Origin of the sequence: Nocardioides sp. NPDC051685, assembly GCF_044453405.1 — a bacterium.
Classification (GTDB): domain Bacteria; phylum Actinomycetota; class Actinomycetes; order Propionibacteriales; family Nocardioidaceae; genus Nocardioides.
On the sequence record NZ_JBITCR010000012.1, the window covers coordinates 51,141 to 73,244 of the forward strand.

The window sequence follows — 22,104 nt, forward strand, 5'->3', positions numbered from 1 at the left end:
CCGTTTGTCGAGCATCGTGAATGCCTGTCGATCACCGGCCCGATGGCACCCTGTGACGGTGGACGCGCGCGAGGTGAACCTGACTCTGGACTTCTGCCTCCGCGTCGGTGAGCTGCTGATCTCGACCGGCGCCGGGGCCGCTGACGTGACCGCGACGATGAGGTCGCTCTCCCAGCATCTCGGGCTCCGCGGAGCCGAGGTCGACGTCACCTACACCAGCCTCTCGATGAGCTATCAGGCCGACCCAGAGGCGATCCCGATCCACACCACGCGCCAGGTCAAGAACCGCACGATCGACTACGACCACCTGACCGCGGTCGACCACCTGGTCCGCCAGGTCGTACGCGACGAGGTGGACCTGCAGGGTGCCCGGATCGCGCTCGGCCGGATCATCTCCGGAGGCCACCGCCGGCCGCGCTGGGCCGCGACGCTCGGCATGGCGGTGATGGCCGCCGCGTTCACCGTCTACGTCGGCGGTGAGCTCTGGGTGATCGTCCTCGCGTTCATCTCCGGCGCCGCGATCGACCAGCTGCAGCACTTCCTCCACCGCGGGTGGCGGCTGCCCCTGTTCTACCTGCAGGTCGCCGGCGCCGGCCTGGCCACGCTGCTCGCGGTCATCGCCGCGGCGCTGCCGCTGGACCTCGACGTCTCCACCTCGATCACCGCCAACATCACCGTGATGCTGGCCGGGATCAGCTTCATGGGTGCACTGCAGGACGCCCTGACCGGGTTCCACGTCACCGCCAGCGCCCGGATCATGGAGGCGCTGGTCTCCACGGCCGGGATCATCGCCGGGGTCACCGGCGGCCTGGTCTTCGCGCGCGCGGTCGGGGTGCCGATCCACTCCGCGGTCTCGGGCGGCGCCACCTCGCTGCAGTCGCTCACCCTGGCCACCGCGGGTGGTGCGGTCGGTGCCGCGGCCTTCGCCTACGCGGCGTACGCCCCCAAGCGGACGCTGGCTCCGATCGCGGTCATCGCCGGCATCGCCGTGATCCTCTCCATCGTCGTCCCCGGCGACGTCGGACGTACGTGGCGGGTGGCCGTGGCCGCCCTCTTCATCGGTCTGGTGGCCTACTCGGTCGCCACCAAGCTGCGGGTGCCGCCGCTGGTCGTCGTGGTCTCGTCGGTCGTCCCGTTCCTGCCCGGCTACTCGATCTACCGCGGTCTCACCATGCTGGCCCAGGAGACGCCGGCGACCACCTCGGTCGGCCTGGTCGCCCTCTTCACCGCGGCCTCGGTCGCCCTCGCCCTCGCCTCCGGTGTCTACCTGGGCGAATTCATCGCCCAGCCGCTCAGCCGCCGCTCCTGGCGGATCGAGACGCGGCTCGCCGGGCCGCGCCTGGTCGGTCCGCTGCGGAAGGACCGGGCCGCGACGCCGGTGCCCGTCGCCGATACCGACTCCTAGGCGCGGCGGGGCGTTCCTTCGTCAAGGTATGCAGGGAAAGGAACAGATCCCTGGCGGAGCTCCGCGAGGGATGTGCGCCTTCGGCTACATACCTTGATGAAGGCTCAGCACCTCGAACCAGCGCTCAGGAGTGGCGTCGTACGGCGCCCGCCCCTCCTTGACCGCGAGATAGACCCGCTCGGCGGAGTCCTCGGTCATCGAGATGATCTCGGGCGGGTAGCCGAACTCGAGCTGGTGGTGCTCGAACTCGTCCTGGTCGTCGATGTAGACCGAGCCGTCGAACTTCTTGACCACGTCGAGATCCAGGTCGATGCAGGTGACCGTCGAGTCCTGCCACATCGGCGGAGTACACATGTCGACATATATCTGCGAGCTCACCCGCTCGTTCGGCCGGTTGAAGGCAGCGAAATGGGCAGCGTCGCGGTGAGGGATGAGACTGACCGAGTCCCAGTCGGCGACCCACCCCTTGCCCGGCCGGGCGAACTCCGTGCCGACCGGGTGGCCGATCCACTCGCCGTGCTCGTCCTCGCCGAGGTAGATCCCGTCGAAGCCCCAATGGGGCTTGTTGCCCCACTTCGTCATCTCGACCCGGATCCGTTCCCCTGCCTCGAAGCGCGTCATGGGGTCAATCTGCCACGACCGGCGCCGGCGGTGTGAGCCGGTCGAGGATCTCGAACCAGCGCTCGGCGGAACCGTCGTACGGCGCGACGTGGTCCCTCACCTCGGGCAGCACGCGGTCCGCCGTTGCCCGGGCCAGGTCGATGACCTCAGGCGGATAGTCGAGCGAGACCTGGTGCTCGGCGAACTCGTCCTCGTCGATCAGCATCACGGTTCCGTCGCGCAGCTCGATCACGTCGAGGTCGAGGTCGACGCAGCTCAGCACCGTGTCCGTCCATACGGGTGCCGTGGCCATGTCGACGTAGACGTAGATGTCCTGGGGCTGCCCCTGCCCGTTGATCCTGACCAGATGGGCGGGATCCTTGCGGGGTGACAGGGTGAGCCACGACCAGCCGGCGATGTAGCTGTCGTTCGGCTTGACGGCACGGGTGCCGGCCGGGTGACCGATCCACTCACCGTGCTCGTCCTCGCCGAGGTAGAGCCCGCCGAACGACCAATGAGGCCGGCCACCCCACTTCGTGAACTCGACACGAACGGGGTGGCCGGCTTCGAAGCGCATGGGCGCCGATTCTGCCTCAGGCGTTCTTCTTCGGCAGCACGTATTTGGCTCCCAGCGCGACCAGGTCCTGGTAGCGCGAGCCGGTGAACTTGCCGAAGTTGTGGATGACGTGGGCGTCGAGGCCGACCAGCACGCGGGCCTGCTTCTTCTCGATGCCCTTGACGATGATCTCGGCGGCTCGCTCGGGCTCCATCTTGGCGAGCTTCTCGTCGAAGAACTTCGCGGTCGCGGCCTGGTCGTCCTTGGCCGAGACGCGGGCGCTGCGGGCGACCGCGGTCTTGATGCCGCCGGGGTGGACCGAGGTCACGCCCACCTTGTGACCGTCGATGAGCATCTCCTCGCGCAGGGCCTCGGTGAAGCCGCGCACGGCGTACTTCGCCGCGTTGTAGAACGCCTGGTCGGGCATGGAGACCAGCCCGAACAGCGAGGAGATGTTCACGATGTGCCCGTCACCGGACTCGATCAGGGCGGGCAGGAAGAACTTCGTGCCGTGCACGACGCCCCACCAGTCGATGCCGATGATCCAGTCGATGTCGTCCCAGTCGAGGTCGTTGACCCGGCCCGACAGTGCGACGCCGGCGTTGTTGACGACCACGTTGACCGTGCCGAAGTGGGCGGTGACGCCCGCGGCGTACGTCTTGAAGGCCTCGCGGTCGGCCACGTCGAGCTTGTCCTCCTTGATCTCGCGTGCCCCGGCCTGCTTGGCGAGCTCGACGGTCTCGGCCAGGCCGGCCTCGTTGACGTCGGAGAGCGCCAGGCGGGCGCCGCGGCCGGCGAGGTTGACCGCGAGGGCGCGGCCGATGCCGGAGCCGGCTCCGGTGAGTACGACTACCTTGTCGTCGAAGGACTTCATGCGGGAACACTCTCCTGGGTCTTGTCGGCCTGCTGGCCGTCGGCGGCGGTGACGACATACTTGTCGACGTCGAACTTGCTGGTCAGGTGGCGGAACAGGAACGTGAAGGTCGGCCACAGGGTGGTGTTGCGGCCGTGCTCGTCGAGATACCACGATGCGCAGCCACCGTCCGACCAGACGGTCTTGTCCATCTTGCGCTGCAGGTCGTCGTTCCAGGCGGAGGTGGCGTCCTCGGTCGGCTCGACGGTGGCGTACGCATTCGTACGCATCGTGCGGATGGCATCGCGGATGTAGGCCACCTGCGACTCGATCATGTAGACCATCGAGGAGTGGCCCAGGCCGGTGTTGGGGCCGACCACGAAGAACAGGTTCGGGAACTCGGGGACCGTGGTGCCCTTGTAGGCACTCATCCCGGTCTCCGCGAACCGCTCGGCCATGGTGCGGCGCTTGCTGCCGGTGATGGCGTGGGCGATCGGGAGATCGGTCGTGTAGAAGCCGGTCGCCACGACGAGGACGTCGATCTCGCGGCTGGTGCCGTCCTTGGCGACGATCGCGTTCTCGCTCACCCGGGCGATGCCGTCGGTGATCAGGTCGACGTTGTCGGCGGCCAGCGCCGGGTAGTAGGCGTTGGAGATCAGCGTGCGCTTGCAGCCGAGCGTGTAGTCGGGGGTGACCTTGCGGCGCAGCTCGGGGTCCTTGATGCCGCGGCGGATGTTGTTCTGCGCCATCAGCTGGTGGGCCAGGGTGAGCTTGGGCTGCACGGCCAGGCCCAGGACGCGGACCTCGAGGCCCCAGTAGACCGCCGCACGAGCGAGTCGCTGGACGCCCGGGACGTGGCGGAAGGCGGCCTTCTCGAGCTTGGAGTAACGGTGCTCGTTGCGGGGGAGGACCCAGGGCGCGGTGCGCTGGTAGACGTCGAGGCGGGCGGCCTTCTTCTGGATCTCCGGCACGATCTGGATCGCGCTGGCGCCGGTGCCGATCACCGCGACCCGCTTGCCGGTGAGGTCGACGTCGTGGTTCCACTGCGCGGAGTGGAAGATCTCGCCCTGGAAGCTGTCGATGCCCTCGATGTCCGGGAGCTTGGGCTCGGAGAGCGCGCCGGGGCCGGCGATGACGGTGGTCGCTGCGTACGTCTTCTTCCCGCCGTTGCCCTCGGTCTCGACGAGCCAGCGCTGCTGGGTCTCGTCCCAGGTCGCGGAGGTCATCGCGGTGTCGAAGACGAAGCGGTCCAGCGTGCCGGACTGCTCGGCGACCTTCTTGATGTAGGCCTCGATCTCCGGCTGGGGCGAGAAGCTCATCGACCAGTCGGGGTTGAGCGCGAAGGAGTAGCTGTAGAGCTGGCTGGGGACGTCGCACGCGGCGCCGGGGTAGGTGTTGTCGCGCCAGGTGCCACCGACACCGGAGCCCTTCTCGATGACGACGAAGTCGCGCTCGCCGTCCTCCTCGAGCTTGATCGCCGCGCACAGGCCCCCGAAGCCGGCGCCGACGATCAGATGGTCGACGTGGGTGAGGTCAGCAGTGGTCATACTTCGAGTATGGATTGCCTATTGAACAGATGTCAATAGAATGGGTGGCATGAGCCAACGCACGAGATTGACGCCCGAGCAGCGCCGCGAGCAGCTGCTCGACCTGGGCATTCGCCTCTTCGCACGCCACTCCCTCGACGAGATCTCGATCGACGTGGTGGCACGCGAGGCCGGCATCTCGCGCGGGCTGCTCTACCACTACTTCGGCGACAAGATGGCCTTCCGCGAAGCGGTCGTACGCCGCGCCGCCGACGCTCTCGTCGCCCAGACCGCGCCGCCCGAGACCGGGGAACCGGTCGAGCGCCTGCTCGCCTCGATGACCGCCTATGTGGACTTCGTCGACGCCAACTACGAGGGGTACGTCTCGATGGTCCGCGGCGCCGCGAGCGACCCGGTCCTGCGCGAGATCTACGACGAGGCCTTCGGTGTGCTGGGGCTCCGGATCTTCGATGCCGGCGCCGACCTCGTGGAGGACACGCCGGCCGCGCGCCTGATCGTCAGGGGCTGGCAGGCCATGTCCGAGGAGCTGGTGCTGTCCTGGAAGGCAGACCCCGCCGGACTGTCACGCGAGAAGCTGCTGGAGCTCCTGGCGGGGTCGCTGCCGGTGCTGCTGGAGATGCTGCCCGAAAAGGACTAGGCGCGAATAGCCCGATCGGGCCTGCTCGACGAGTCCCGTGTGGCTTTACTGTTCGGCCTCTGTGCTCCGGGATGTCCGTGAGCGTCATCCCCAGGAGTCTCGAAGCATGTCGTGGTTCAGTGCTGTCGTGCGTGCGCGCACGCTGCGTACCGTCGGAGCCGTCGCGGTGGTCGTCGCCGCGCTCAGTCCCGTTTCCGCAGGTCCGTCTGCATCCGCCGCCGAGCCGGCCGCGCCGACGATCGCCAGCACCTCGTATCCGACGTTCCTGACCCCCTCGGCGATGCGCTGGCGCGGGTCCCACTGGAGCGCCACCCCGGCCTATCGGTGGACGCCGTCGACGACGACCGGGGTCGCGAAGTATCAGGTGCAGTCCTGGCACGGGGCCCGGGCGGGCTCCTTCGTTCGCGCGTCGAACACCGTGTACGCCGGGACGATGTACTCCGGCTACCGCTCCACGATCGACTCCTACCCGGCGTCGCGCACCTCGATCGCCCCGGCGGTCTACTCCGGCGACCAAGCGTGCCGCCGCGTGCGCGCCGTCAACGCCGCCGGCGCGGCCGGGCCGTGGTCCGGGTGGCGGTGCACCTACGCCCCGTTGGGCACCGAGGAACTGGAGCGTGGCTTCGACGTGACCCCGTTCACGTACGTCGTGCGCGCCAACGGCGCCTGCTGCAACCCGGTCAACTCGGGAACGTACCTCGCCAAGGGCGTTCGGATGCGAGTGCGGACCGGACCGGCCTACGGCAAGGCGAGGATCTACATCGGGTCGACCTACCTCGGCGAGGTCAGCGGTTATGCCAAGGAGTACGGCTACAAGTACGTCACGCGGCAGAAGACCGCCAACCTCAAGGGCACGATCCGGGTCCGGGCGCTCTCGTCGAGCCGTCCGTTCCGGTTCGTGTCGCTGTGGGCGCTGCGGGCGACCGCGCCGCTCGGGACGAGCAAGGTGACGTCGCGGCCCTCGATGTGGGCCACCATCCCGGACGAGCACACCACGACGGGGACGGACAGCGTGTCCCCGCGCATGACGTCGTTCACGGTCGCGCCCACGTTCCCGTCCGTTCGCAACAGCAACGGTGTCTACGGGGTCAAGGCAAGCTGGAAGGCCAGCGACAACGTGAAGGTCGCCGGCTACGAGGTCGCCAGCAAGTGGGGTGGTGACACCTCCTACGTGGACGGCGGCTACTACCAGACGACCAGCACGGCGATGTCGATGAACGTGGACTTCGCGGGCACGGCCAGGTGCCAGCGGATCCGGGCCTACGACGCGGCCGGCAACCACTCGGCGTGGACGGCCTGGAAGTGCGCGTACGCGCCGCTGGAGCCGATGCACCTGAACTGGACCGCCGGTGTCGGCAGCGAGGCAGGCGGCAAGATCTGGTCGTCGGTGCGGTCTCGCGACGAGTTCGGCAGCGCCCTGCGCTCGACCGATCGCTGGTCGGCCAGGCGGCTCCGGATCCAGTATCGCGTCGGCCCGTCCTACGGTCGGGCGAAGGTCTACGTCGGCGGCACCTACTTCGGCACGATCAACGCGAGCTCCGCGACGTACGGCAACCGCTGGGTCACCTTCACTGCGGAGCGGGAGGCCCACGAACGGGTCCGGTTCGTGCCGCTCACCTCGAAGGACGTCTACATCGGCAACGTCTTCGTCATGCCCGAGGTCGCCAAGTCGGTGCCGCCGGCACCGGAACGGGGCTAGATACGACGGGACGTTCTTGTCGGTCTACCAATCGGTAACCGACAAGAACGTCCCGTCGTATCGCTGGGTCAGGCCGAGACGGCCGCCTCGAGCTGGTCGAGGGCCCAGTGGAGGTCGTCCTCGGCGATCACCAGGGGCGGCGCGAGGCGGATGGTGGAGCCGTGGGTGTCCTTGGCGAGTACGCCGCGGGCCAGGAGGCGCTCGCAGATCTCGCGACCGGTGCCGACGGCCGGGTCGATGTCGACGCCGGCCCACAGGCCGCGGGAGCGGAAGCCGACGATGCCCTTGCCGACCATCGCCATCAGCCGGTCGCGCAGGACCTGGCCGAGCGCCTCGGCGCGGGCCTGGAACTCGCCGGTCTCGAGCAGGTCGATGACGGCGGTGCCGACGGCGCAGGCGAGCGGGTTGCCGCCGAAGGTGGAGCCGTGCTGGCCGGGGCCGATGACACCGAGCACGTCGCGGTCGGCGACGACCGCCGAGACCGGGACGATGCCGCCGCCGAGCGCCTTGCCGAGGATGTACATGTCCGGCTTCACGCCGGCGTGGTCGCAGGCGAAGGTGTAGCCGGTGCGGCCGAGGCCGGCCTGGATCTCGTCCGCGGCGAAGAGCACGTTCGACCGGGTGCAGAGCTCGCGGAGCCCGATCAGGAAGTCGTCGCCGGGGATGACGACGCCGGACTCGCCCTGGATCGGCTCGACCAGCACAGCCACCGTGTTGGGGGTGATGGCGGCCTCGATGGCGGCCAGGTCGGCGTACGGAACCATCACGAAGCCGGGGGCGAACGGGCCGAAGCCGTCGCGCGCGTCGGCGTCGTCGGAGAAGCCGACGATCGTGGTGGTGCGGCCGTGGAAGTTGCCGGCCATCACGATGATCTCGGCCTGGTCGGCAGGGACGCCCTTGACGTCGTAGCCCCACTTGCGGGCGACCTTGATGGCGGTCTCGACGGCCTCGGCGCCGGTGTTCATCGGCAGCACCATGTCCTTGCCACACATCGCGGCCAGGCGGGCGGTGAACTCGGCGAACTGGTCGTGCACGAACGCGCGCGAGGTCAGGGTGACCTTGTCGAGCTGCTCACGGGCGGCGGACAGCAGTGCGGGGTGGCCGTGACCGAAGTTCAGCGCGCTGTAGCCGGCCAGCATGTCGAGGCAGCGGCGACCGTCGACGTCGGTCACCCAGGCGCCCTCGGCGTGGCTGATCACCACCTCGAGGGGGTGGTAGTTGTGCGCGGAGTGCGCCTCGGCGGCCGCGAACGCGGCGGGGGTCAGGCTGGTCGCAACGGTGTCCTGAGCTTCGTTGAGCAGGGTCATCGCACTCCTCCATCTCGTGGGGTGTTCTCGGTGATCTGAGCCAAGATCATCTGATTGTCAGACAATCCTACGAGCAGGCTACGCCAGATGTCCCATCGTTGTCGCCAGGGCGGTGATGCGCGGTGAATACCGGTCGGGCTCGCGCGGCTTCCGCTCGAACGTCACGTGCTCGCGTGGCGTACGTCGTGCTTTGTCACCGAAGCCAAAGGTCTGGCACAGCCTCGTCACAGGAACCCGGCGGACGCTGGAAACATGAGCGACAAGAGTACGAACGACGAGGCTCCGGAGCCGGCGGAGCCGGTGGAGCCGACGGCCGAGCAGCCCGCCGAGCAGCCCGCCGAGCAACCCGCCGCCGAGCAGCCCGCGCCGCCCGCCGAGCAACCCGCCGCCGAGCAGCCCGCGCCGCCCGCCGAGCAACCCGCCGCCGAGCAGCCCGCGCCGCCCGCCTACGGTCCTCCGGATGCTGCCCCGGTGGCACCGGTGACCCCGGCGGCACCGAGGAAGAAGCTCTCCGAGCGGGTCTTCGGGTGGAAGAGCGTCGCCGCCGTTGCGGTGGCCGGCCTCGTCCTCGGCGGTGGTGTCGCCGCGGGAGTCGGCGCCGTCGTCGACGGTGGCCCCGACCAGGGCCAGCGGGAGCTGGGCCGGCGTGGCGGCGGTCCGATGCCCTACGGCCAGATGCCCGACGGCGGCGAGAGGCCCGACTTCGGCCAGGGCGACGGTGGTCCCGGCTTCGACCAGCAGCAGGAGCGGCCCGACGGGCAGTCCTCCGAGGGTCAGTCGAGCTGACCAACCCCAAGATCGCGTACGCCGCCAGGCTCCCCGACCGGCGGCGTACGTCTTGATTTGTCGGCGCTGACTTGTCGGCGCCGAATTGGCCGCGCTGATTTGGCCGGGCCACGCGGGGGCTCGTAACCTTGTTCGGTCGTGACTCCTGCCGCGTCCTGATCATATTTCGCACGGTCAGGGGCGCAGATCCGGATGGCTGTCGCTGGGATTCCCAGAGGCAGGGCAAGCCGGGCCGTGTTCGTCAGAAGCCACGCAGCAACATCCCGCCTCCTGCATCCGCTGGGCGGGCACTACGAACTAAGAAGGCACACGTGCGTACTTACGCTCCCAAGCCGGGCGACATCGAGCGCGCCTGGCTCGTGATCGACGCGACCGACGTCCGTCTCGGCCGCCTCGCTGTCCAGGTTGCCGAGCTCCTCCGCGGCAAGCACAAGGCGATCTTCGCGCCCAACGCGGACACCGGCGACTTCGTCATCGTCATCAACGCCGAGAAGGTCTCCCTCTCCGGCAACAAGAAGACCACCAAGCTGGCTTACCGTCACTCGGGTTACCCGGGCGGCCTGACGGCCACCCCGATCGGTGAGGTCCTGGACAAGGACGCTCGCAAGGCGATCGAGAAGGCGGTGTGGGGCATGCTGCCGAAGAACAAGCTCGGCCGTCAGATGCTCAAGAAGCTGAAGGTCTACTCCGGCCCTGAGCACCCGCACGCCGCGCAGCAGGCCGTTCCGTTCGAGATCAAGCAGATCGCCCAGTGAGCCAGGACCAGGACATGACTGAGAACACCGTAGAGGTCGAGGAGACCTTCGAGACCGACGAGCAGGGCCTCGCGTACACCTCCGAGAGCGCCCCGTCCGCCGACACCCCCGAGCGCCCGGCGACCATCGCCCCGGCCGCCGCCACCGGTCGCCGCAAGGAGTCCGTCGCCCGCGTCCGGATCGTTCCGGGCACCGGCTCGTGGACCATCAACGGTCGCACCATCGAGGACTACTTCCCCAACAAGCTGCACCAGCAGATCGCGAACGAGCCGTTCGCCGCGCTGCAGCTCGAGGGCCGCTTCGACGTGATCGCCCGCATCGACGGCGGCGGCATCGCCGGCCAGGCCGGCGCGCTGCGTCTCGGCGTGGCCCGTGCGCTGAACGACGTCGACGTCGAGGCCAACCGCCCGACCCTCAAGAAGGCCGGTCTGCTCACCCGCGACGCCCGCGTCGTGGAGCGGAAGAAGGCCGGTCTCAAGAAGGCCCGCAAGGCCTCGCAGTTCAGCAAGCGCTGATCGCCCTCGCGATCGCCTAGCATTGTTGGGGTGCCTCGGCTCGCCGAGGCACCCCGACTCATTTTTCGGGCGGGGGCCGACGTACGAAAGAAGGTCACACGGACGTGGCACGCCTTTTCGGCACTGACGGAGTTCGCGGTCTCGCGAACGGCGACATCCTCACCGCCTCGCTCGCCCAGAACCTGGCGACATCCGCGGCACTGGTCCTCACCGAGGAGCTGCGGAACTCCGGGAGCGGACGCAAGCCGCTGGCGGTCGTCGGCAACGACTCGCGCGTCTCCGGACAGTTCCTGCAGGCCACGGTCGCTGGCGGTCTCGCCTCAGCCGGCTGTGACGTGATCGACGTCGGCGTGCTGCCGACGCCGGGGGTCGCCTACCTCACCGCGGCTCTCCAGGCCGACCTCGGCGTGGTCATCTCGGCCTCGCACAACCCGATGCCCGACAACGGCATCAAGTTCCTCCAGCGCGGCGGGCACAAGCTCGACGACGTGCTCGAGGACCGGATCGAGGCCCATCTCGACGAGCCCTGGGACCGCCCGACAGGTGCGTCGGTGGGCCGGATCTCGTCCCACGAGAACCCGGTTGAGACGTACGCAGCCCACCTGATCTCCACGCTCGAGCGGCGTCTCGACGGGCTGACCGTCGTCGTCGACTGCGCCAACGGCGCCGCCGCGGCCGCCGGGCCGCTGGCCCTGGACCAGGCCGGCGCGAAGGTGATCGCGATCAACGACGCCAACGACGGTCTCTCGATCAACGACGGGGTCGGCTCGACCCACCCCGAGATGCTCCAGAAGGCGGTCCTCGAGCACGGCGCCGACGTCGGCTTCGCCTGGGACGGCGACGCCGACCGCTGCCTGGCCGTCGACGCCGAGGGCAACCTGGTCGACGGCGACCAGCTCATCGCGGTCCTCGCCCTCGGGCTCCACGACGCCGGCCGGCTCCCGGACGACACCGTGGTCGTCACCGTGATGAGCAACCTCGGCTTCGTGAAGGCGATGTCGGCCGCCGGCGTGCAGGTCAAGCAGACCGCCGTGGGCGACCGCTACGTGCTCGAGGAGATGCGCCGGGGCGGCTACGCCATCGGTGGCGAGCAGTCCGGCCACATCATCATGAGCGAGCACGCCACCACCGGCGACGGCATCCTCACCGCCCTGCACGTCCTGCAGCGGATGACCGACACCGGACGTACGCTCGCCGACCTCGCCTCCGTCGTCACCCGCCTCCCGCAGGTCCTGCTCAACGTCAAGGGCGTCGACAAGGGCCGCTGCAAGACCGACGACGGGCTGCTCGAGGCCGTCGCCGCCGAGGAGAAGGCCCTGGCCGGCTCCGGGCGCATCCTGCTGCGCCCCTCCGGCACCGAGAACCTCGTACGTGTCATGGTCGAGGCCCCCACCCATCACGAGGCCGAGGCCTGTGCGGAGCGGCTCGCGGACGTCGTGCGGGCGCGGCTCGCGCTCTGATCGTTCGTCACTCTGGCCCCTTGGGATACCCGGTTAACCGGGTATCCCAACCGGCCCCGACCCTAGATTTTTCGGAGGCGCACGTAGCGGACGGAGTGGTCGCTGTCCTTGCGGAGGACGAGGGTGGCGCGGGAGCGGGTGGGGAGGACGTTCTCGCGGAGGTTGGGGCCGTTGATCTCGTTCCAGATCTCGGTGGCGCGGGTGACGGCCTCGTCGTGCGACAGGGCCGCGTACTTCGTGAAGTAGGACGACGGGTCGCGGAAGGCCGTCTCGCGCAGGCGCAGGAAGCGGTCGACGTACCACTGCTTGATGTCGCGCGACCCGGCGTCGACGTAGACGGAGAAGTCGAAGAAGTCCGAGAGGGCCAGCGAGATGGTGCCGTCGGCGCGGACCCGGGAGGGCTGCAGGACGTTGAGGCCCTCGAGGATGACGATGTCGGGCTTCTTGACGAGCACGGTCTGGTCGGTGACGTCGTAGGTCAGGTGTGAGTAGATCGGCGCGCGCACCTCGTCCTCGCCCGACTTGAGGTCGACGAGGAAGCGGAGCAGGGCCTTGCGGTCGTACGACTCCGGGAAGCCCTTGCGCTCCATCAGGCCGCGACGCTCGAGCTCGGCGTTGGGGTAGAGGAACCCGTCGGTGGTGACCAGGGCGACGTTGGGGTGCTCGGGCCAGTGGGCGAGCATCTGCTGGAGCACACGAGCGGTGGTCGACTTGCCGACCGCGACCGACCCGGCGACACCGATGACGAACGGCGTACGCTCCGGCATCGTCTTGCCGAGGAAGAGCTCCTGCTGGTCGTGGAGCCTGTCCGAGGCGCTCACGTAGAGGCTCAGCAGGCGGCTCAGCGGCAGGTAGACCTCCTCGACCTCCTTGAGGTCGATCTGGTCGCCCAGGCCACGCAGCGACTCGATCTCTGCCTCGGTCAGCGGACTCTCGGTCTCGGTCGCGAGCTCGGCCCACGCGCTGCGGTCGAGCTCGACGTAGGGCGAGGAGCCGCGGTCATCGCCGTGTGGCCCGGGTTGTGACATGGCAACGATTGTTACGCACATGCACCGCCACTTCCTGATGGGGTCCACGAGCGCCGTAGGATCATCGGCCATGTGCGGCATCGTTGGGTACGTCGGAGACCGGTCGGCGCAGAGCGTCGTGATCGATGGCCTGCGGCGGTTGGAGTACCGCGGCTACGACTCGGCGGGGATCGCGCTGATCGCCGACCGGAAGCTGGCCGTGGACAAACGGGCCGGCAAGCTCGCCAACCTGGAGAAGGCGATCGCGGACTCGCCGCTGCCGGCGTCGACGACCGGGATCGGCCACACCCGCTGGGCGACCCACGGCGGCCCGACCGACGGCAACGCCCACCCGCACGTCGGCCGCACCGGCCGGGTCGCGGTCGTGCACAACGGGATCATCGAGAACTTCGCCGAGCTCCGGGCCTCGCTGGAGAGCGACGGGCACGAGTTCGCCTCGCAGACCGACACCGAGGTCGCCGCGCACCTGCTCGAGCGTGAGGTCGTCGGCGGGGCCGACCTGACCATCGCGATGCAGAGGGTCTGCTCGGTTCTCGAGGGTGCCTTCACCTTCGTCGCGGTCGACGCGCTCGACCCGTCCCGGGTCGTCGCCGCGCGCCGCAACAGCCCGCTCGTGGTCGGTCTGGGTGAGGGGGAGTCCTTCCTCGGCTCCGACGTCGCCGCGTTCATCGAGCACACCCGCGAGGCGATGGAGCTCGACCAGGACCAGGTCGTCACGATCACCCGCGAGGGAGCGACGGTCACCAACTTCGACGGCACCCCCGCCGAGGGCCGCCGCTTCCACGTCGACTGGGACCTGGCCGCCGCCGAGAAGGACGGCCACGACTGGTTCATGCGCAAGGAGATCCTCGAGCAGCCGCGTGCCGTGGCCGACTCGCTGCTGGGGCGGCGTACGCCTTCGGGGTCGCTGCACCTCGACGAGATGCGGCTCGACGACGACGAGCTGCGCGAGGTCACCAAGATCATCATCATCGCCGCGGGGACGTCGTTCTACGCCGGCATGGTGGCGAAGTACGCCATCGAGCACTGGTGCCGGATCTCGGTCGAGGTCGAGCTGGCCTCCGAGTTCCGCTACCGCGACCCGATCCTGGACAACTCCACCCTGGTGGTGGCGATCTCGCAGTCCGGCGAGACCGCCGACACCCTGCAGGCGATCCGGCACGCGCGCTCGCAGCGCTCCAAGGTGCTGGCGATCTGCAACACCAACGGCTCCACGATCCCGCGCGAGTCCGACGCGGTCATCTACACCCACGCCGGCCCGGAGATCGGGGTCGCCTCGACCAAGGGGTACGTCACCCAGCTGGTCGCCTGCTACCTGCTCGCGCTCTACCTGGCACAGGTCAAGGGCACGATGTACGGCGACGAGATCGACGGGGTGATGACCCAGCTCGAGGCGATGCCTGCGGCCGTGTCGAAGGTCTTGGAGACGGCGCCGCAGGTCTACGACCTGGCACGTGAGTACGCCGACCGCCGGGCCTTCCTGTTCCTCGGGCGCCACGCCGGCTATCCGGTCGCCCTGGAGGGCGCGCTCAAGCTCAAGGAGCTCGCCTACCTGCACGCCGAGGGGTTCGCGGCCGGCGAGCTGAAGCACGGCCCGATCGCGCTGGTCGAGGAGGGCCTGCCGATCTGGTGCATCGTGCCCCCGCGCGGCCGCGACTTCCTGCACGACAAGATGCGCTCCGGGATCATGGAGGTGCGCGCCCGCGGCGCGCGCACGATCGCGCTGGTCGAAGAGGGTGACGACTCGGTCGACTCGGTCTCCGACACGATCATCCGGCTGCCGAAGGTGCCGGTGCTGCTGCAGCCGCTCGTCGCGGTCGTGCCGCTGCAGCTCTTCGCCTGCCAGCTCGCCACCGAGCTCGGCTACGACGTCGACCAGCCTCGCAACCTCGCCAAGTCCGTCACGGTCGAGTGATGGCGCTGCGCTGATGGCCGTGATCGGAGTCGGGATCGACGTGTGCGACCTCGCACGCTTCGAGGAGTCGCTGGAGCGTACGCCGCGGCTGCGTGAGCGACTCTTCACCCCTGCCGAGGCGGCGAAGCCGATCGCCTCGCTGGCCGCCCGGTTCGCCGCCAAGGAGGCGCTCGCCAAGGCGCTGGGTGCGCCGCAGGGGATGGAGTGGCACGACGCCGAGGTGATCTCGGAGTCGTCGGGGCAGCCCCGGTTCGAGCTCCGCGGCACGGTGCTGGCGCAGGCCACGAAGCTCGGCGTCGCCACCGTCCACCTCTCCCTCTCCCATGACGCCGGGATCGCCTCGGCGATGGTCGTCCTGGAGGACTGACGGGCTTGTTCGAGCCCTTCGGCCCAACCCCGGCGGAGCGTCGGCGCGTAGGCTGGGGCCATGCGGCGTGCGCACTCGGTTGAGCAGGTCAGAGCGGCGGAGAAGGCCTTGATGGCGAGGCTGCCGGAAGGCGCCCTGATGCAGCGCGCGGCCGCCGGGCTGGCCTACGCGGTCATCGAGCGTCTGGGCGGTGCCTACGGCCGCCGGGTCGTCCTGCTCGTCGGGAGCGGGGACAACGGCGGAGACGCGCTGTACGCCGGGGCGCTGCTCGCGCGGCGCGGCGCGCGGGTCGAGGCGTGGTTGCTGTCGGATCGGGCGCATGCGGGTGGGGTCAGTGCGCTGAAGGCGGCAGGGGGGATCGTCTCCTCCGGCGTGGTCATCTCGACAAGCTCGATACAACGCTCGACAGGCTCGACCACCGGGGACGTGGTGATCGACGGGATCGTGGGGATCGGGGGGAAGCCGGGGCTGCGGCCGGACGCCGAAGCGGCCCTGGAGATGCTCGAAGGAGTGCCGGTGGTCTCCGTGGACACGCCGAGCGGGGTCTGCGTCGACACCGGTGAGGTCGACGGGGCCCATGTGACCGCCGACCTGACGGTCACCTTCGGCACCTACAAGCCGTGTCATCTGCTCGACCCGGCGGCGTCGGCGTGCGGGAAGGTCCAGCTGGTCGACATCGGGCTCGAGCTGCCGACCCCGGCCATCGAGAGCCTCGAGGCCGCGGATGTGGCGGACCTGTTGCCACGTCCCGCGCCGGACGTCCACAAGTACACCCGCGGCGTGGTCGGTCTCCGCGTCGGCAGCGCCACCTATCCCGGCGCCGCGCTGCTCGCCGTCGCCGGCGCGAACACCGGTCTGGCCGGGATGGTCCGCTACGTCGGGACCGCCTCGGAGTGGGTCAAACGCCAGCACCCGGAGGTCGTCGGCGACGGGCAGGCCCAGGCCTGGGTGGTCGGCTCCGGCAGCGCCGACGGCGCCAACAGCGCGCTCGCGTTCGCACGGGCCAGCGGCGTACCTCTGGTCATCGACGCCGACAGCCTCCGTGCGCTGACCGGGCCGCTCGGGGTGCCCGCGATCCTGACCCCGCACGCGGGTGAGCTGGCGGCGCTGATCCGGGAGGACCGCGCCGATATCGAGGCTCGTCCGCTGCACTACGCCCGGCTCGCGGCTCAGCGGTTCGGGGCGGTGGTGCTGCTCAAGGGGCGGCGGACCACGATCGCCTCACCGGATCCCGACACGCCGGTGCGGGTCAACACGACGGGTACGTCCTGGCTCGCCACCGCGGGGTCGGGAGATGTGCTGGGTGGGCTGATCGGCTCGCTTCTCGCTGCCGGTCTCGCCCCCATCGATGCCGCCTCGGCCGGAGCCTGGCTGCACGGCGCGGCGGCGAGCCTCGCGAGCGCGGGTGGGCCGGTCACCGCGAGCGGGGTGGCTGCGGCGATACCCGCCGTTATTCGGTCCCTTCCTGCTGTCTCTAGTTAGCAGGAACTATCCTTGACACCATGTCACCGAGCCCCCCGCCTCGGGCTCCGCTTCGGCGAGCCGAGATCGTCATCGACCTCGCCGCGATCCGAGACAACGTCTCGCGGCTGAGGGAGCACCTGCGCACGCCGATCATGACGGTCGTGAAGGCCGACGGCTATGGGCACGGTCTGGTCGAGGCCGGGCGGGCCGCTCGCCAGGGCGGTGCCGACTGGCTCGGCGTGGCGTCGGCCGACGAGGCGCTCGCGCTGCGTGCAGCCGGTGACGAGGGACGGCTGCTGGCCTGGCTGATCATGCCGAGCGAGCCCGCCGAGGACCTCGTGGCCGCGGACATCGACGTCACCGCCTACACCGTCGCCGACCTGGAGAAGTTCGCCGCCGCCGGCGACGCCCTGGGCCGTACGCCGCGGGTGCAGCTCAAGGTCGACACCGGGCTCTCCCGGGGCGGTGCCGCCTTCGCCGACTGGTCGAACCTGGTCGCGCTGGCGCGCATCCTCGAGGCGGAGGGAGCGATCCGGGTCACCGGGATCTGGTCGCACTTCAGCGCCAGCGAGAACACCGCCGACCCGATCAGCGCCCTCCAGGAGAAGGTCTTCGGCGAGGCGCTCGCGGTCGCCGAGGAGGTCGGCCTCCGGCCCGAGGTGCGCCACCTGGCCAACTCCGCGGGAGCGCTGCTGCGGCCCAGCGCACGGCTCGACCTGGTACGCGTCGGGATCGCGACGTACGGCATCGACCCGGCGCCCGGCGTCGAGGGATCGCCGTGGGCCGAGCTCGGACTCGTCCCCGCGATGACCGTCAGGGCAGAGCTGGCGCTGGTGAAGAAGATCGAGGCCGGCGCGGGCGTCTCCTACAACCACACCTGGGTCGCCGAGGAGCCGACGACGGTGGGGCTGATCCCGGTCGGCTACGCCGAGGGCATCCAGCGTCGTGCCGGGAATCGCGCCGAGGTATGGATCGACGGAGCCCGATACCCCGTGCGCGGCACCGTCTGTATGGACCAAATCGTGGTAGATCTCGGGGACGCCTCGGTCGAACCCGGCGCCGAGGTGCTCCTGTGGGGGACCGGTGCCGATGGCGAGCCGACGGCCCTGGACTGGGCAGAGGCGAGCGAGACCATCGCCTACGAGGTCGTCACCCGAATCGGGGGACGGATGAAGCGGCGTTACGTCGACACCGAGCAGGCCGAGCAGGGAGACGACAGATGAGCAGCATCGCAGCACGGATCGGACAGATCGCGGCAGGCGCCTTGGGAGCGGCGGCGGTCGCTGGCGCGGCCCGCGGCGCGGTGGTGGTCAGGAAGCGCCGCCGCGCGATCGAGGAACGCCCCGAGGACCGGACCCCGCTCGGTACGCTGCGATCCTGCCCGGTCACCGTGGTGGCCTCCGACGGCGTACCTCTTCACGTCGAGGTCGACGAGGTCGACCCGGCTCACACGCATCCCGGCGGGGCGAGCGGGGTGACGCTCGTCTTCGTGCACGGCTACTGCCTCACCCTCGACTGCTGGCACTTCCAGCGCGCCGCCTACCGGGGCCTGGTGCGCTCGGTCTTCTACGACCAGCGCAGCCACGGCCGCAGCGGCCGCTCCTCGCTCGGCAACGCCACCATCGACCAGCTCGGTGACGACCTGCTCCATGTGCTGGACGCGGTCGTGCCGGAGGGACCGGTGATCCTGGTGGGCCACTCGATGGGCGGGATGACGATCGCCGCGCTCGCCGAGGACCACCCCGAGCTGTTCGCCCCGTACGACGAGGGCGGCCGCATCATCGGCGCCGCCCTGATCTCGACCACCGCCGGTGGTCTCGACCCGAGCCGCTTGCTGATCCCGGTGCTCCCGGCCAAGCTGTCCGGCGGGATCGCCAACGGCACCATCCGGACACTGGCCAGGAACCACGGCATCGTCGACCGGTTCCGCGCCATGGGGTCCTCGGTGGCGACCGTCTTCACCGACGTGTTCGCCTTCGGCGACGAGGTCCCGGAGGCGTACGTCGAGTTCGTCGACGGGCTGCTCTCGCAGACGCCGTTCGAGGTGGTCGCGGAGTTTTTCCCGAGCTTCCGTGCGCTGGACAAGTTCGCGTCCATCACCACGCTCGGCCGGGTGCCGACCACGATCATCTGCGGCACCGCCGACCGGCTCACCTCGATCGGCCACAGCCGCAAGCTGCACTCCTACATCCCCGGCTCGCGCCTGGTCGAGTGCGAGAACGCCGGCCACATGGTCATCCTCGAGCGGCACGGACAGGTCAACGCCGAGCTCGACCAGCTGCTCGCCTCGGCCACCCGGGATGCGGCTTCGGCATGACGCTCGTGTTCGAGCGGGTCGGACCGGAGGCCGCGGCCGAGGTGCTCGCCATCGTCCACGCGGCCTTCTCCGCCCGCCCGCCGCTCGACCCGCCGGCGGATGCGCTCGGTGAGTCCGAGGGGTCGATGAAGGAGCGCCTCTCCGGCTTCGGGGGCGTGCTGGCGCGGCTGGACGGGGTCGGGGTCGGGACGGTGGTGATGGATCCCGCCGAGTCGACCCTGTGGCTGCGTCGTTTCGCTGTTCTTCCTGATCAGCAGGGTCACGGGGTGGCGCACAAGATGGTGACGTACGCCGCCTCTCTCGCTGCCTCCGAGGGCTTCGGCGATCTCGCGGTGATCGCGCGGGAGGAGCTCCCCGAGACGTTGCGGTTCTGGGTGCGGCAGGGCTTTCGCGAGGTTTTCCGTGAGGCGCCCGCGGTGCGGCTGCATCGTCCGCTGAACGAGTATGTCGTCGAGGCGCTCGATGCCGACGCCATGTTCGAGCTCGGTCGACGGGTGGCCGCCCTGGTCGCCGCCGGCGACGTACTCGTCCTCTCCGGCGGTCTCGGCGCCGGCAAGACCACCTTCACCAAGGGCCTGGGCCTGGGGCTCGGGGTGCGCGGCGAGATCACCTCGCCGACCTTCGTGATCGCCCGGGTGCATCCCTCGACGGTCGGTGGCCCCGAGCTCGTCCACGTCGATGCCTATCGGCTCGGTGGGATCGACGAGCTCGACGACCTCGATCTGGACACCGATCTCGACGACGCGGTGACCGTCGTCGAGTGGGGCGAGGGCCTGGCCGAGGGGCTCTCCGAGTCACGGCTGGAGATCCGGATCGTACGTGCTGAGGCCGACGAGGCGCCCCTGGATCTGGTCGATGCGCCCGACGGAGCGGATCCGCGACGTGTGGAGATCGTTCCGGTCGGGGCCCGCTGGCGCGGTGTGGATCTCAGCAGGCTCTGAGGCGCGCTCTAGGGTGTGAGTGTGCTTCTCGCCTTTGACACCGCCACGCCCCAGGTGACTGTGGCGCTCCACGATGGTGACGACGTCGTCGCCGAGGTCGTCTCCGACCGCACCATGAAGCATGGTGAACAGCTCGCGCCGTCGATCGCCGACGTCATGGCGGAGGCGGGGATCGTCCGCCAGGATCTGACCGCTATCGCCGTCGGTGCCGGCCCCGGGCCGTTCACCGGTCTTCGGGTCGGTCTGGTCACGGCCCGGACGCTCGGGTTCGCGCTGGAGATCCCGGTCTACGCCGCTTGCACCCTGGACGTGCTGGCCGTCGAGGCGGTGGGCACCGGTGCGGTGTCGTCGGGGTTCTTCGTCGCGACGGACGCGCGGCGCAAGGAGGTCTACCTGGCCTCCTACGACGCCGACGGCACCCGGCTCGAAGGCCCCGTCGTCGCTAGGCCGGCCGACGTCGCCACCTCGATGCCGGTGGTCGGGGAGGGCGCGCTGCTCTATCCCGACGCGTTCCCGTCGCCGCTCGGCCCGCAGCGTCCGTCGGCGGGCTGGCTCGCCCGAGCGGTCGCTGAGGAGCGGGTCGAGCTGATGGATCCCGAGCCGCTCTACCTGCGCCGGCCCGATGCGGTGGAGCAAGCTGCGCAGAAGAAGCCGGTGACGCCCAGGTGACCGTACGCCCTGCCGGCCCGGACGATGTCGACGCGATCGCCGACCTCGAGGTCGAGGCCTTCCCCGATGACGCCTGGACGCCCGAGTACCTGCAGGTGGCCATCGACGGGAAGATGCCCACGGTCCGGATCCTCGTCGCCGTAGATGATGCGGGCACGATCGTCGGCCATGCGCTGGTGAGCGTCGTCTACGAGATCGCCGAGCTCCAGCGGATCGCGACTGCTACGGAGCGGCGCCGCCGGGGGATAGGTGGGGCGCTCCTCGCCGCGTCGATCGAGCTCGCTCGGAGCGAGGGAGCCGAGCGGCTCCTCCTCGAGGTCCGCGAGGGCAACGTCCCCGCCATCAAGTTCTATGACCAGGCTGGATTCGTCGAGATCGACCGCCGCGAGCGCTACTACCGAGATGGGGCGACGGGAATCGTGCTTGCGATGGAGCTCACCGGCCCGACAGCGACCTCTGGCTGAGGCGGCATCGAGCTGAAATGTCGGTGGTCTGTGGTGCGATCAATGCCATGGCCTTCAACCGCATCAGATTCGAATCGACGACAGCCGGCGTCGCCCTGGCGAGGACGATCGGGCGCGACGGCTTGCGTGCCCCCACCCTCAAGGTGGTCGCAGAGGAGGCGAACATGGCGGTGTCGTCGCTGCACAAGTGGTTCGCCGGGCGGGAGAACATGCTGCCCCATGCCGCCGCGGGATTCGCCGGCATCTACTGGGAGGAGATCGCCCAGCGTGTGAATCTGCGGGGATGGGCCGGCTACCTGCCCTCGACCCGGGACGAGATGTTCTTTCTCCGGGCCTGGCTGGGAATCGAGGAGCTCGCACGGACGAACGACGATGTCGGCGAGGCGGTCCGAGACCTGTGGCACAACGTCAGGTTCTGGTTCCGCGGCTCGATCGGCCGGGAACTCACGGACTTCGAATCGGGCGGGCTGGTGATACTGCTCCGTGGGCTGTGGGACCGTCTCTGCTCCGCCGATCCGATCGAGCCTGATCTCGCGCAACAGATCTGGGCCGCCGCATACTCAGCCCTCCGTGACGATCTGGACAGCGCCCAAGCCGCCTGAGCGGCGGGACTTCCGACTGAGGACTCTCGGCGGGGGAACGTGAGGCCCAGGCGAACGAAAATTCGTTCGCGCGCCCGTGACGAATGAAGATTCGTTCGGGTGTCTGGGGTGAATGAAAGTTCGTTCGGGTGTCTGGGGTGAATGAAAGTTCGTTCGGGTGTCTGGGGTGAATGAAGATTCGTTCGGGTGTCTGGGGTGAATGAAAGTTCGTTCGGGT

At 69.5% G+C, this 22,104-nt stretch carries 22 protein-coding genes; 16 read left to right on the top strand and 6 right to left on the bottom strand.

From position 1 onward, the window contains the following. Positions 1–58 precede the first annotated feature (58 nt). Positions 59–1,405: a threonine/serine exporter ThrE family protein gene (locus tag ACIA03_RS25455; RefSeq protein WP_396987768.1), complete on the top strand. Its 1,347-nt coding sequence runs from the start codon at positions 59–61 to the stop codon at positions 1,403–1,405. Positions 1,406–1,489: 84 nt separating this feature from the next. Here the strand turns inward: ACIA03_RS25455 and ACIA03_RS25460 are convergent, their stop codons facing one another. From ACIA03_RS25460 to ACIA03_RS25475, 4 genes are read right to left on the bottom strand one after another with little or no spacing between them, the layout of a single operon-like run. After that, on the bottom strand, positions 1,490–2,026 hold the full coding sequence (locus ACIA03_RS25460) for a DUF402 domain-containing protein (RefSeq protein ID WP_396987770.1): 537 nt from the start codon (positions 2,024–2,026) through the stop codon (positions 1,490–1,492). Between the two features lie 4 nt (positions 2,027–2,030). Then, complete coding sequence (locus ACIA03_RS25465) at positions 2,031–2,582, bottom strand: DUF402 domain-containing protein (RefSeq protein ID WP_396987772.1); 552 nt, start codon at positions 2,580–2,582, stop codon at positions 2,031–2,033. A 16-nt stretch (positions 2,583–2,598) separates the two neighbouring features. Continuing rightward, the gene (locus tag ACIA03_RS25470; RefSeq protein ID WP_396987774.1) at positions 2,599–3,435 is read right to left on the bottom strand and encodes an SDR family NAD(P)-dependent oxidoreductase; all 837 of its coding nucleotides are present in this window, start codon (positions 3,433–3,435) and stop codon (positions 2,599–2,601) included. Beyond that, complete coding sequence (locus ACIA03_RS25475; RefSeq protein ID WP_396987776.1) at positions 3,432–4,961, bottom strand: flavin-containing monooxygenase; 1,530 nt, start codon at positions 4,959–4,961, stop codon at positions 3,432–3,434. Before ACIA03_RS25475 ends, ACIA03_RS25470 begins: the two co-directional genes overlap by 4 nt. Positions 4,962–5,010: 49 nt before the next feature. Here ACIA03_RS25475 and ACIA03_RS25480 point away from each other — a divergent pair, with 49 nt between their 5' ends. Together ACIA03_RS25480 and ACIA03_RS25485 are read left to right on the top strand one after the other, a co-directional pair. Beyond that, positions 5,011–5,598: a TetR/AcrR family transcriptional regulator gene (locus ACIA03_RS25480; RefSeq protein ID WP_396987778.1), complete on the top strand. Its 588-nt coding sequence runs from the start codon at positions 5,011–5,013 to the stop codon at positions 5,596–5,598. 106 nt (positions 5,599–5,704) lie between these two features. Further along, entirely contained in the window at positions 5,705–7,297 is a 1,593-nt protein-coding gene (locus ACIA03_RS25485) for a hypothetical protein (RefSeq protein WP_396987780.1), read from the top strand. A 68-nt stretch (positions 7,298–7,365) separates the two neighbouring features. Here ACIA03_RS25485 and rocD read toward each other — a convergent pair whose 3' ends face one another. Further along, positions 7,366–8,604 carry an ornithine--oxo-acid transaminase gene (rocD, locus tag ACIA03_RS25490; protein WP_396987782.1) on the bottom strand — a complete coding sequence of 413 codons (1,239 nt, stop codon included), beginning with the start codon at positions 8,602–8,604 and terminating at the stop codon, positions 7,366–7,368. Between the two features lie 252 nt (positions 8,605–8,856). Between rocD and ACIA03_RS25495 the strand changes: the two genes are divergently transcribed. From ACIA03_RS25495 to glmM, 4 genes are all read left to right on the top strand, one after another. Continuing rightward, positions 8,857–9,390 (top strand): hypothetical protein, encoded by a 534-nt coding sequence (locus tag ACIA03_RS25495; protein ID WP_396987784.1) that lies wholly within the window; start codon positions 8,857–8,859, stop codon positions 9,388–9,390. Between the two features lie 311 nt (positions 9,391–9,701). Continuing rightward, positions 9,702–10,145 carry a 50S ribosomal protein L13 gene (rplM, locus tag ACIA03_RS25500; protein WP_008362447.1) on the top strand — a complete coding sequence of 148 codons (444 nt, stop codon included), beginning with the start codon at positions 9,702–9,704 and terminating at the stop codon, positions 10,143–10,145. Between the two features lie 14 nt (positions 10,146–10,159). Then, positions 10,160–10,660: a 30S ribosomal protein S9 gene (gene rpsI, locus ACIA03_RS25505; protein WP_396987787.1), complete on the top strand. Its 501-nt coding sequence runs from the start codon at positions 10,160–10,162 to the stop codon at positions 10,658–10,660. Positions 10,661–10,764: 104 nt separating this feature from the next. Then, positions 10,765–12,120 (top strand): phosphoglucosamine mutase, encoded by a 1,356-nt coding sequence (gene glmM / locus ACIA03_RS25510; protein ID WP_396987789.1) that lies wholly within the window; start codon positions 10,765–10,767, stop codon positions 12,118–12,120. A 62-nt stretch (positions 12,121–12,182) separates the two neighbouring features. Here glmM and coaA read toward each other — a convergent pair whose 3' ends face one another. After that, positions 12,183–13,148, bottom strand: coding sequence for a type I pantothenate kinase (gene coaA, locus ACIA03_RS25515; RefSeq protein ID WP_141791784.1), 966 nt, complete (start codon positions 13,146–13,148; stop codon positions 12,183–12,185). Positions 13,149–13,218: 70 nt separating this feature from the next. On the opposite strand from coaA, the gene glmS reads away from it, so the two are divergent. The 9 genes from glmS to ACIA03_RS25560 are packed head-to-tail and all read left to right on the top strand — an operon-like array spanning position 13,219 to position 21,887. Continuing rightward, entirely contained in the window at positions 13,219–15,063 is a 1,845-nt protein-coding gene (gene glmS / locus ACIA03_RS25520; RefSeq protein ID WP_396987791.1) for a glutamine--fructose-6-phosphate transaminase (isomerizing), read from the top strand. 13 nt (positions 15,064–15,076) lie between these two features. Then, positions 15,077–15,430, top strand: coding sequence for a holo-ACP synthase (locus ACIA03_RS25525; RefSeq protein ID WP_045551548.1), 354 nt, complete (start codon positions 15,077–15,079; stop codon positions 15,428–15,430). 60 nt (positions 15,431–15,490) lie between these two features. Then, positions 15,491–16,912 (top strand): NAD(P)H-hydrate epimerase, encoded by a 1,422-nt coding sequence (locus tag ACIA03_RS25530; RefSeq protein ID WP_396987794.1) that lies wholly within the window; start codon positions 15,491–15,493, stop codon positions 16,910–16,912. A gap of 20 nt (positions 16,913–16,932) precedes the next feature. After that, positions 16,933–18,117: an alanine racemase gene (gene alr, locus ACIA03_RS25535; protein ID WP_396987796.1), complete on the top strand. Its 1,185-nt coding sequence runs from the start codon at positions 16,933–16,935 to the stop codon at positions 18,115–18,117. After that, positions 18,114–19,211: an alpha/beta fold hydrolase gene (locus tag ACIA03_RS25540; RefSeq protein ID WP_396987798.1), complete on the top strand. Its 1,098-nt coding sequence runs from the start codon at positions 18,114–18,116 to the stop codon at positions 19,209–19,211. Before alr ends, ACIA03_RS25540 begins: the two co-directional genes overlap by 4 nt. Further along, the gene (gene tsaE / locus ACIA03_RS25545) at positions 19,208–20,152 is read left to right on the top strand and encodes a tRNA (adenosine(37)-N6)-threonylcarbamoyltransferase complex ATPase subunit type 1 TsaE (RefSeq protein WP_396987800.1); all 945 of its coding nucleotides are present in this window, start codon (positions 19,208–19,210) and stop codon (positions 20,150–20,152) included. Before ACIA03_RS25540 ends, tsaE begins: the two co-directional genes overlap by 4 nt. Before the next feature lie 21 nt (positions 20,153–20,173). Further along, on the top strand, positions 20,174–20,821 hold the full coding sequence (gene tsaB / locus ACIA03_RS25550; RefSeq protein WP_396987802.1) for a tRNA (adenosine(37)-N6)-threonylcarbamoyltransferase complex dimerization subunit type 1 TsaB: 648 nt from the start codon (positions 20,174–20,176) through the stop codon (positions 20,819–20,821). After that, a complete protein-coding gene (rimI, locus tag ACIA03_RS25555; RefSeq protein ID WP_396987804.1) occupies positions 20,818–21,285 on the top strand; it encodes a ribosomal protein S18-alanine N-acetyltransferase in 468 nt (155 codons plus the stop codon). The genes tsaB and rimI overlap by 4 nt, the downstream gene beginning before the upstream one ends. Positions 21,286–21,332: 47 nt before the next feature. Continuing rightward, entirely contained in the window at positions 21,333–21,887 is a 555-nt protein-coding gene (locus ACIA03_RS25560) for a hypothetical protein (RefSeq protein ID WP_396987806.1), read from the top strand. Positions 21,888–22,104 lie beyond the last annotated feature (217 nt).

What these genes read in the sequence shown, in the direction of transcription:
- glmS (WP_396987791.1), top strand. Translation starts at nt 13,219, where the DNA reads ATGTGCGGCATCGTTGGGTACGTCGGAGACCGGTCGGCGCAGAGCGTC.
- ACIA03_RS25465 (WP_396987772.1), bottom strand. Translation starts at nt 2,582, where the DNA reads ATGCGCTTCGAAGCCGGCCACCCCGTTCGTGTCGAGTTCACGAAGTGG.
- ACIA03_RS25480 (WP_396987778.1), top strand. Translation starts at nt 5,011, where the DNA reads ATGAGCCAACGCACGAGATTGACGCCCGAGCAGCGCCGCGAGCAGCTG.
- ACIA03_RS25560 (WP_396987806.1), top strand. Translation starts at nt 21,333, where the DNA reads ATGGCCTTCAACCGCATCAGATTCGAATCGACGACAGCCGGCGTCGCC.
- alr (WP_396987796.1), top strand. Translation starts at nt 16,933, where the DNA reads ATGTCACCGAGCCCCCCGCCTCGGGCTCCGCTTCGGCGAGCCGAGATC.
- ACIA03_RS25495 (WP_396987784.1), top strand. Translation starts at nt 8,857, where the DNA reads ATGAGCGACAAGAGTACGAACGACGAGGCTCCGGAGCCGGCGGAGCCG.
- ACIA03_RS25540 (WP_396987798.1), top strand. Translation starts at nt 18,114, where the DNA reads ATGAGCAGCATCGCAGCACGGATCGGACAGATCGCGGCAGGCGCCTTG.
- ACIA03_RS25460 (WP_396987770.1), bottom strand. Translation starts at nt 2,026, where the DNA reads ATGACGCGCTTCGAGGCAGGGGAACGGATCCGGGTCGAGATGACGAAG.
- ACIA03_RS25470 (WP_396987774.1), bottom strand. Translation starts at nt 3,435, where the DNA reads ATGAAGTCCTTCGACGACAAGGTAGTCGTACTCACCGGAGCCGGCTCC.
- tsaE (WP_396987800.1), top strand. Translation starts at nt 19,208, where the DNA reads ATGACGCTCGTGTTCGAGCGGGTCGGACCGGAGGCCGCGGCCGAGGTG.
- ACIA03_RS25530 (WP_396987794.1), top strand. Translation starts at nt 15,491, where the DNA reads ATGCGGCGTGCGCACTCGGTTGAGCAGGTCAGAGCGGCGGAGAAGGCC.
- ACIA03_RS25475 (WP_396987776.1), bottom strand. Translation starts at nt 4,961, where the DNA reads ATGACCACTGCTGACCTCACCCACGTCGACCATCTGATCGTCGGCGCC.
- rpsI (WP_396987787.1), top strand. Translation starts at nt 10,160, where the DNA reads ATGACTGAGAACACCGTAGAGGTCGAGGAGACCTTCGAGACCGACGAG.
- ACIA03_RS25485 (WP_396987780.1), top strand. Translation starts at nt 5,705, where the DNA reads ATGTCGTGGTTCAGTGCTGTCGTGCGTGCGCGCACGCTGCGTACCGTC.
- rocD (WP_396987782.1), bottom strand. Translation starts at nt 8,604, where the DNA reads ATGACCCTGCTCAACGAAGCTCAGGACACCGTTGCGACCAGCCTGACC.
- coaA (WP_141791784.1), bottom strand. Translation starts at nt 13,148, where the DNA reads ATGTCACAACCCGGGCCACACGGCGATGACCGCGGCTCCTCGCCCTAC.
- ACIA03_RS25525 (WP_045551548.1), top strand. Translation starts at nt 15,077, where the DNA reads ATGGCCGTGATCGGAGTCGGGATCGACGTGTGCGACCTCGCACGCTTC.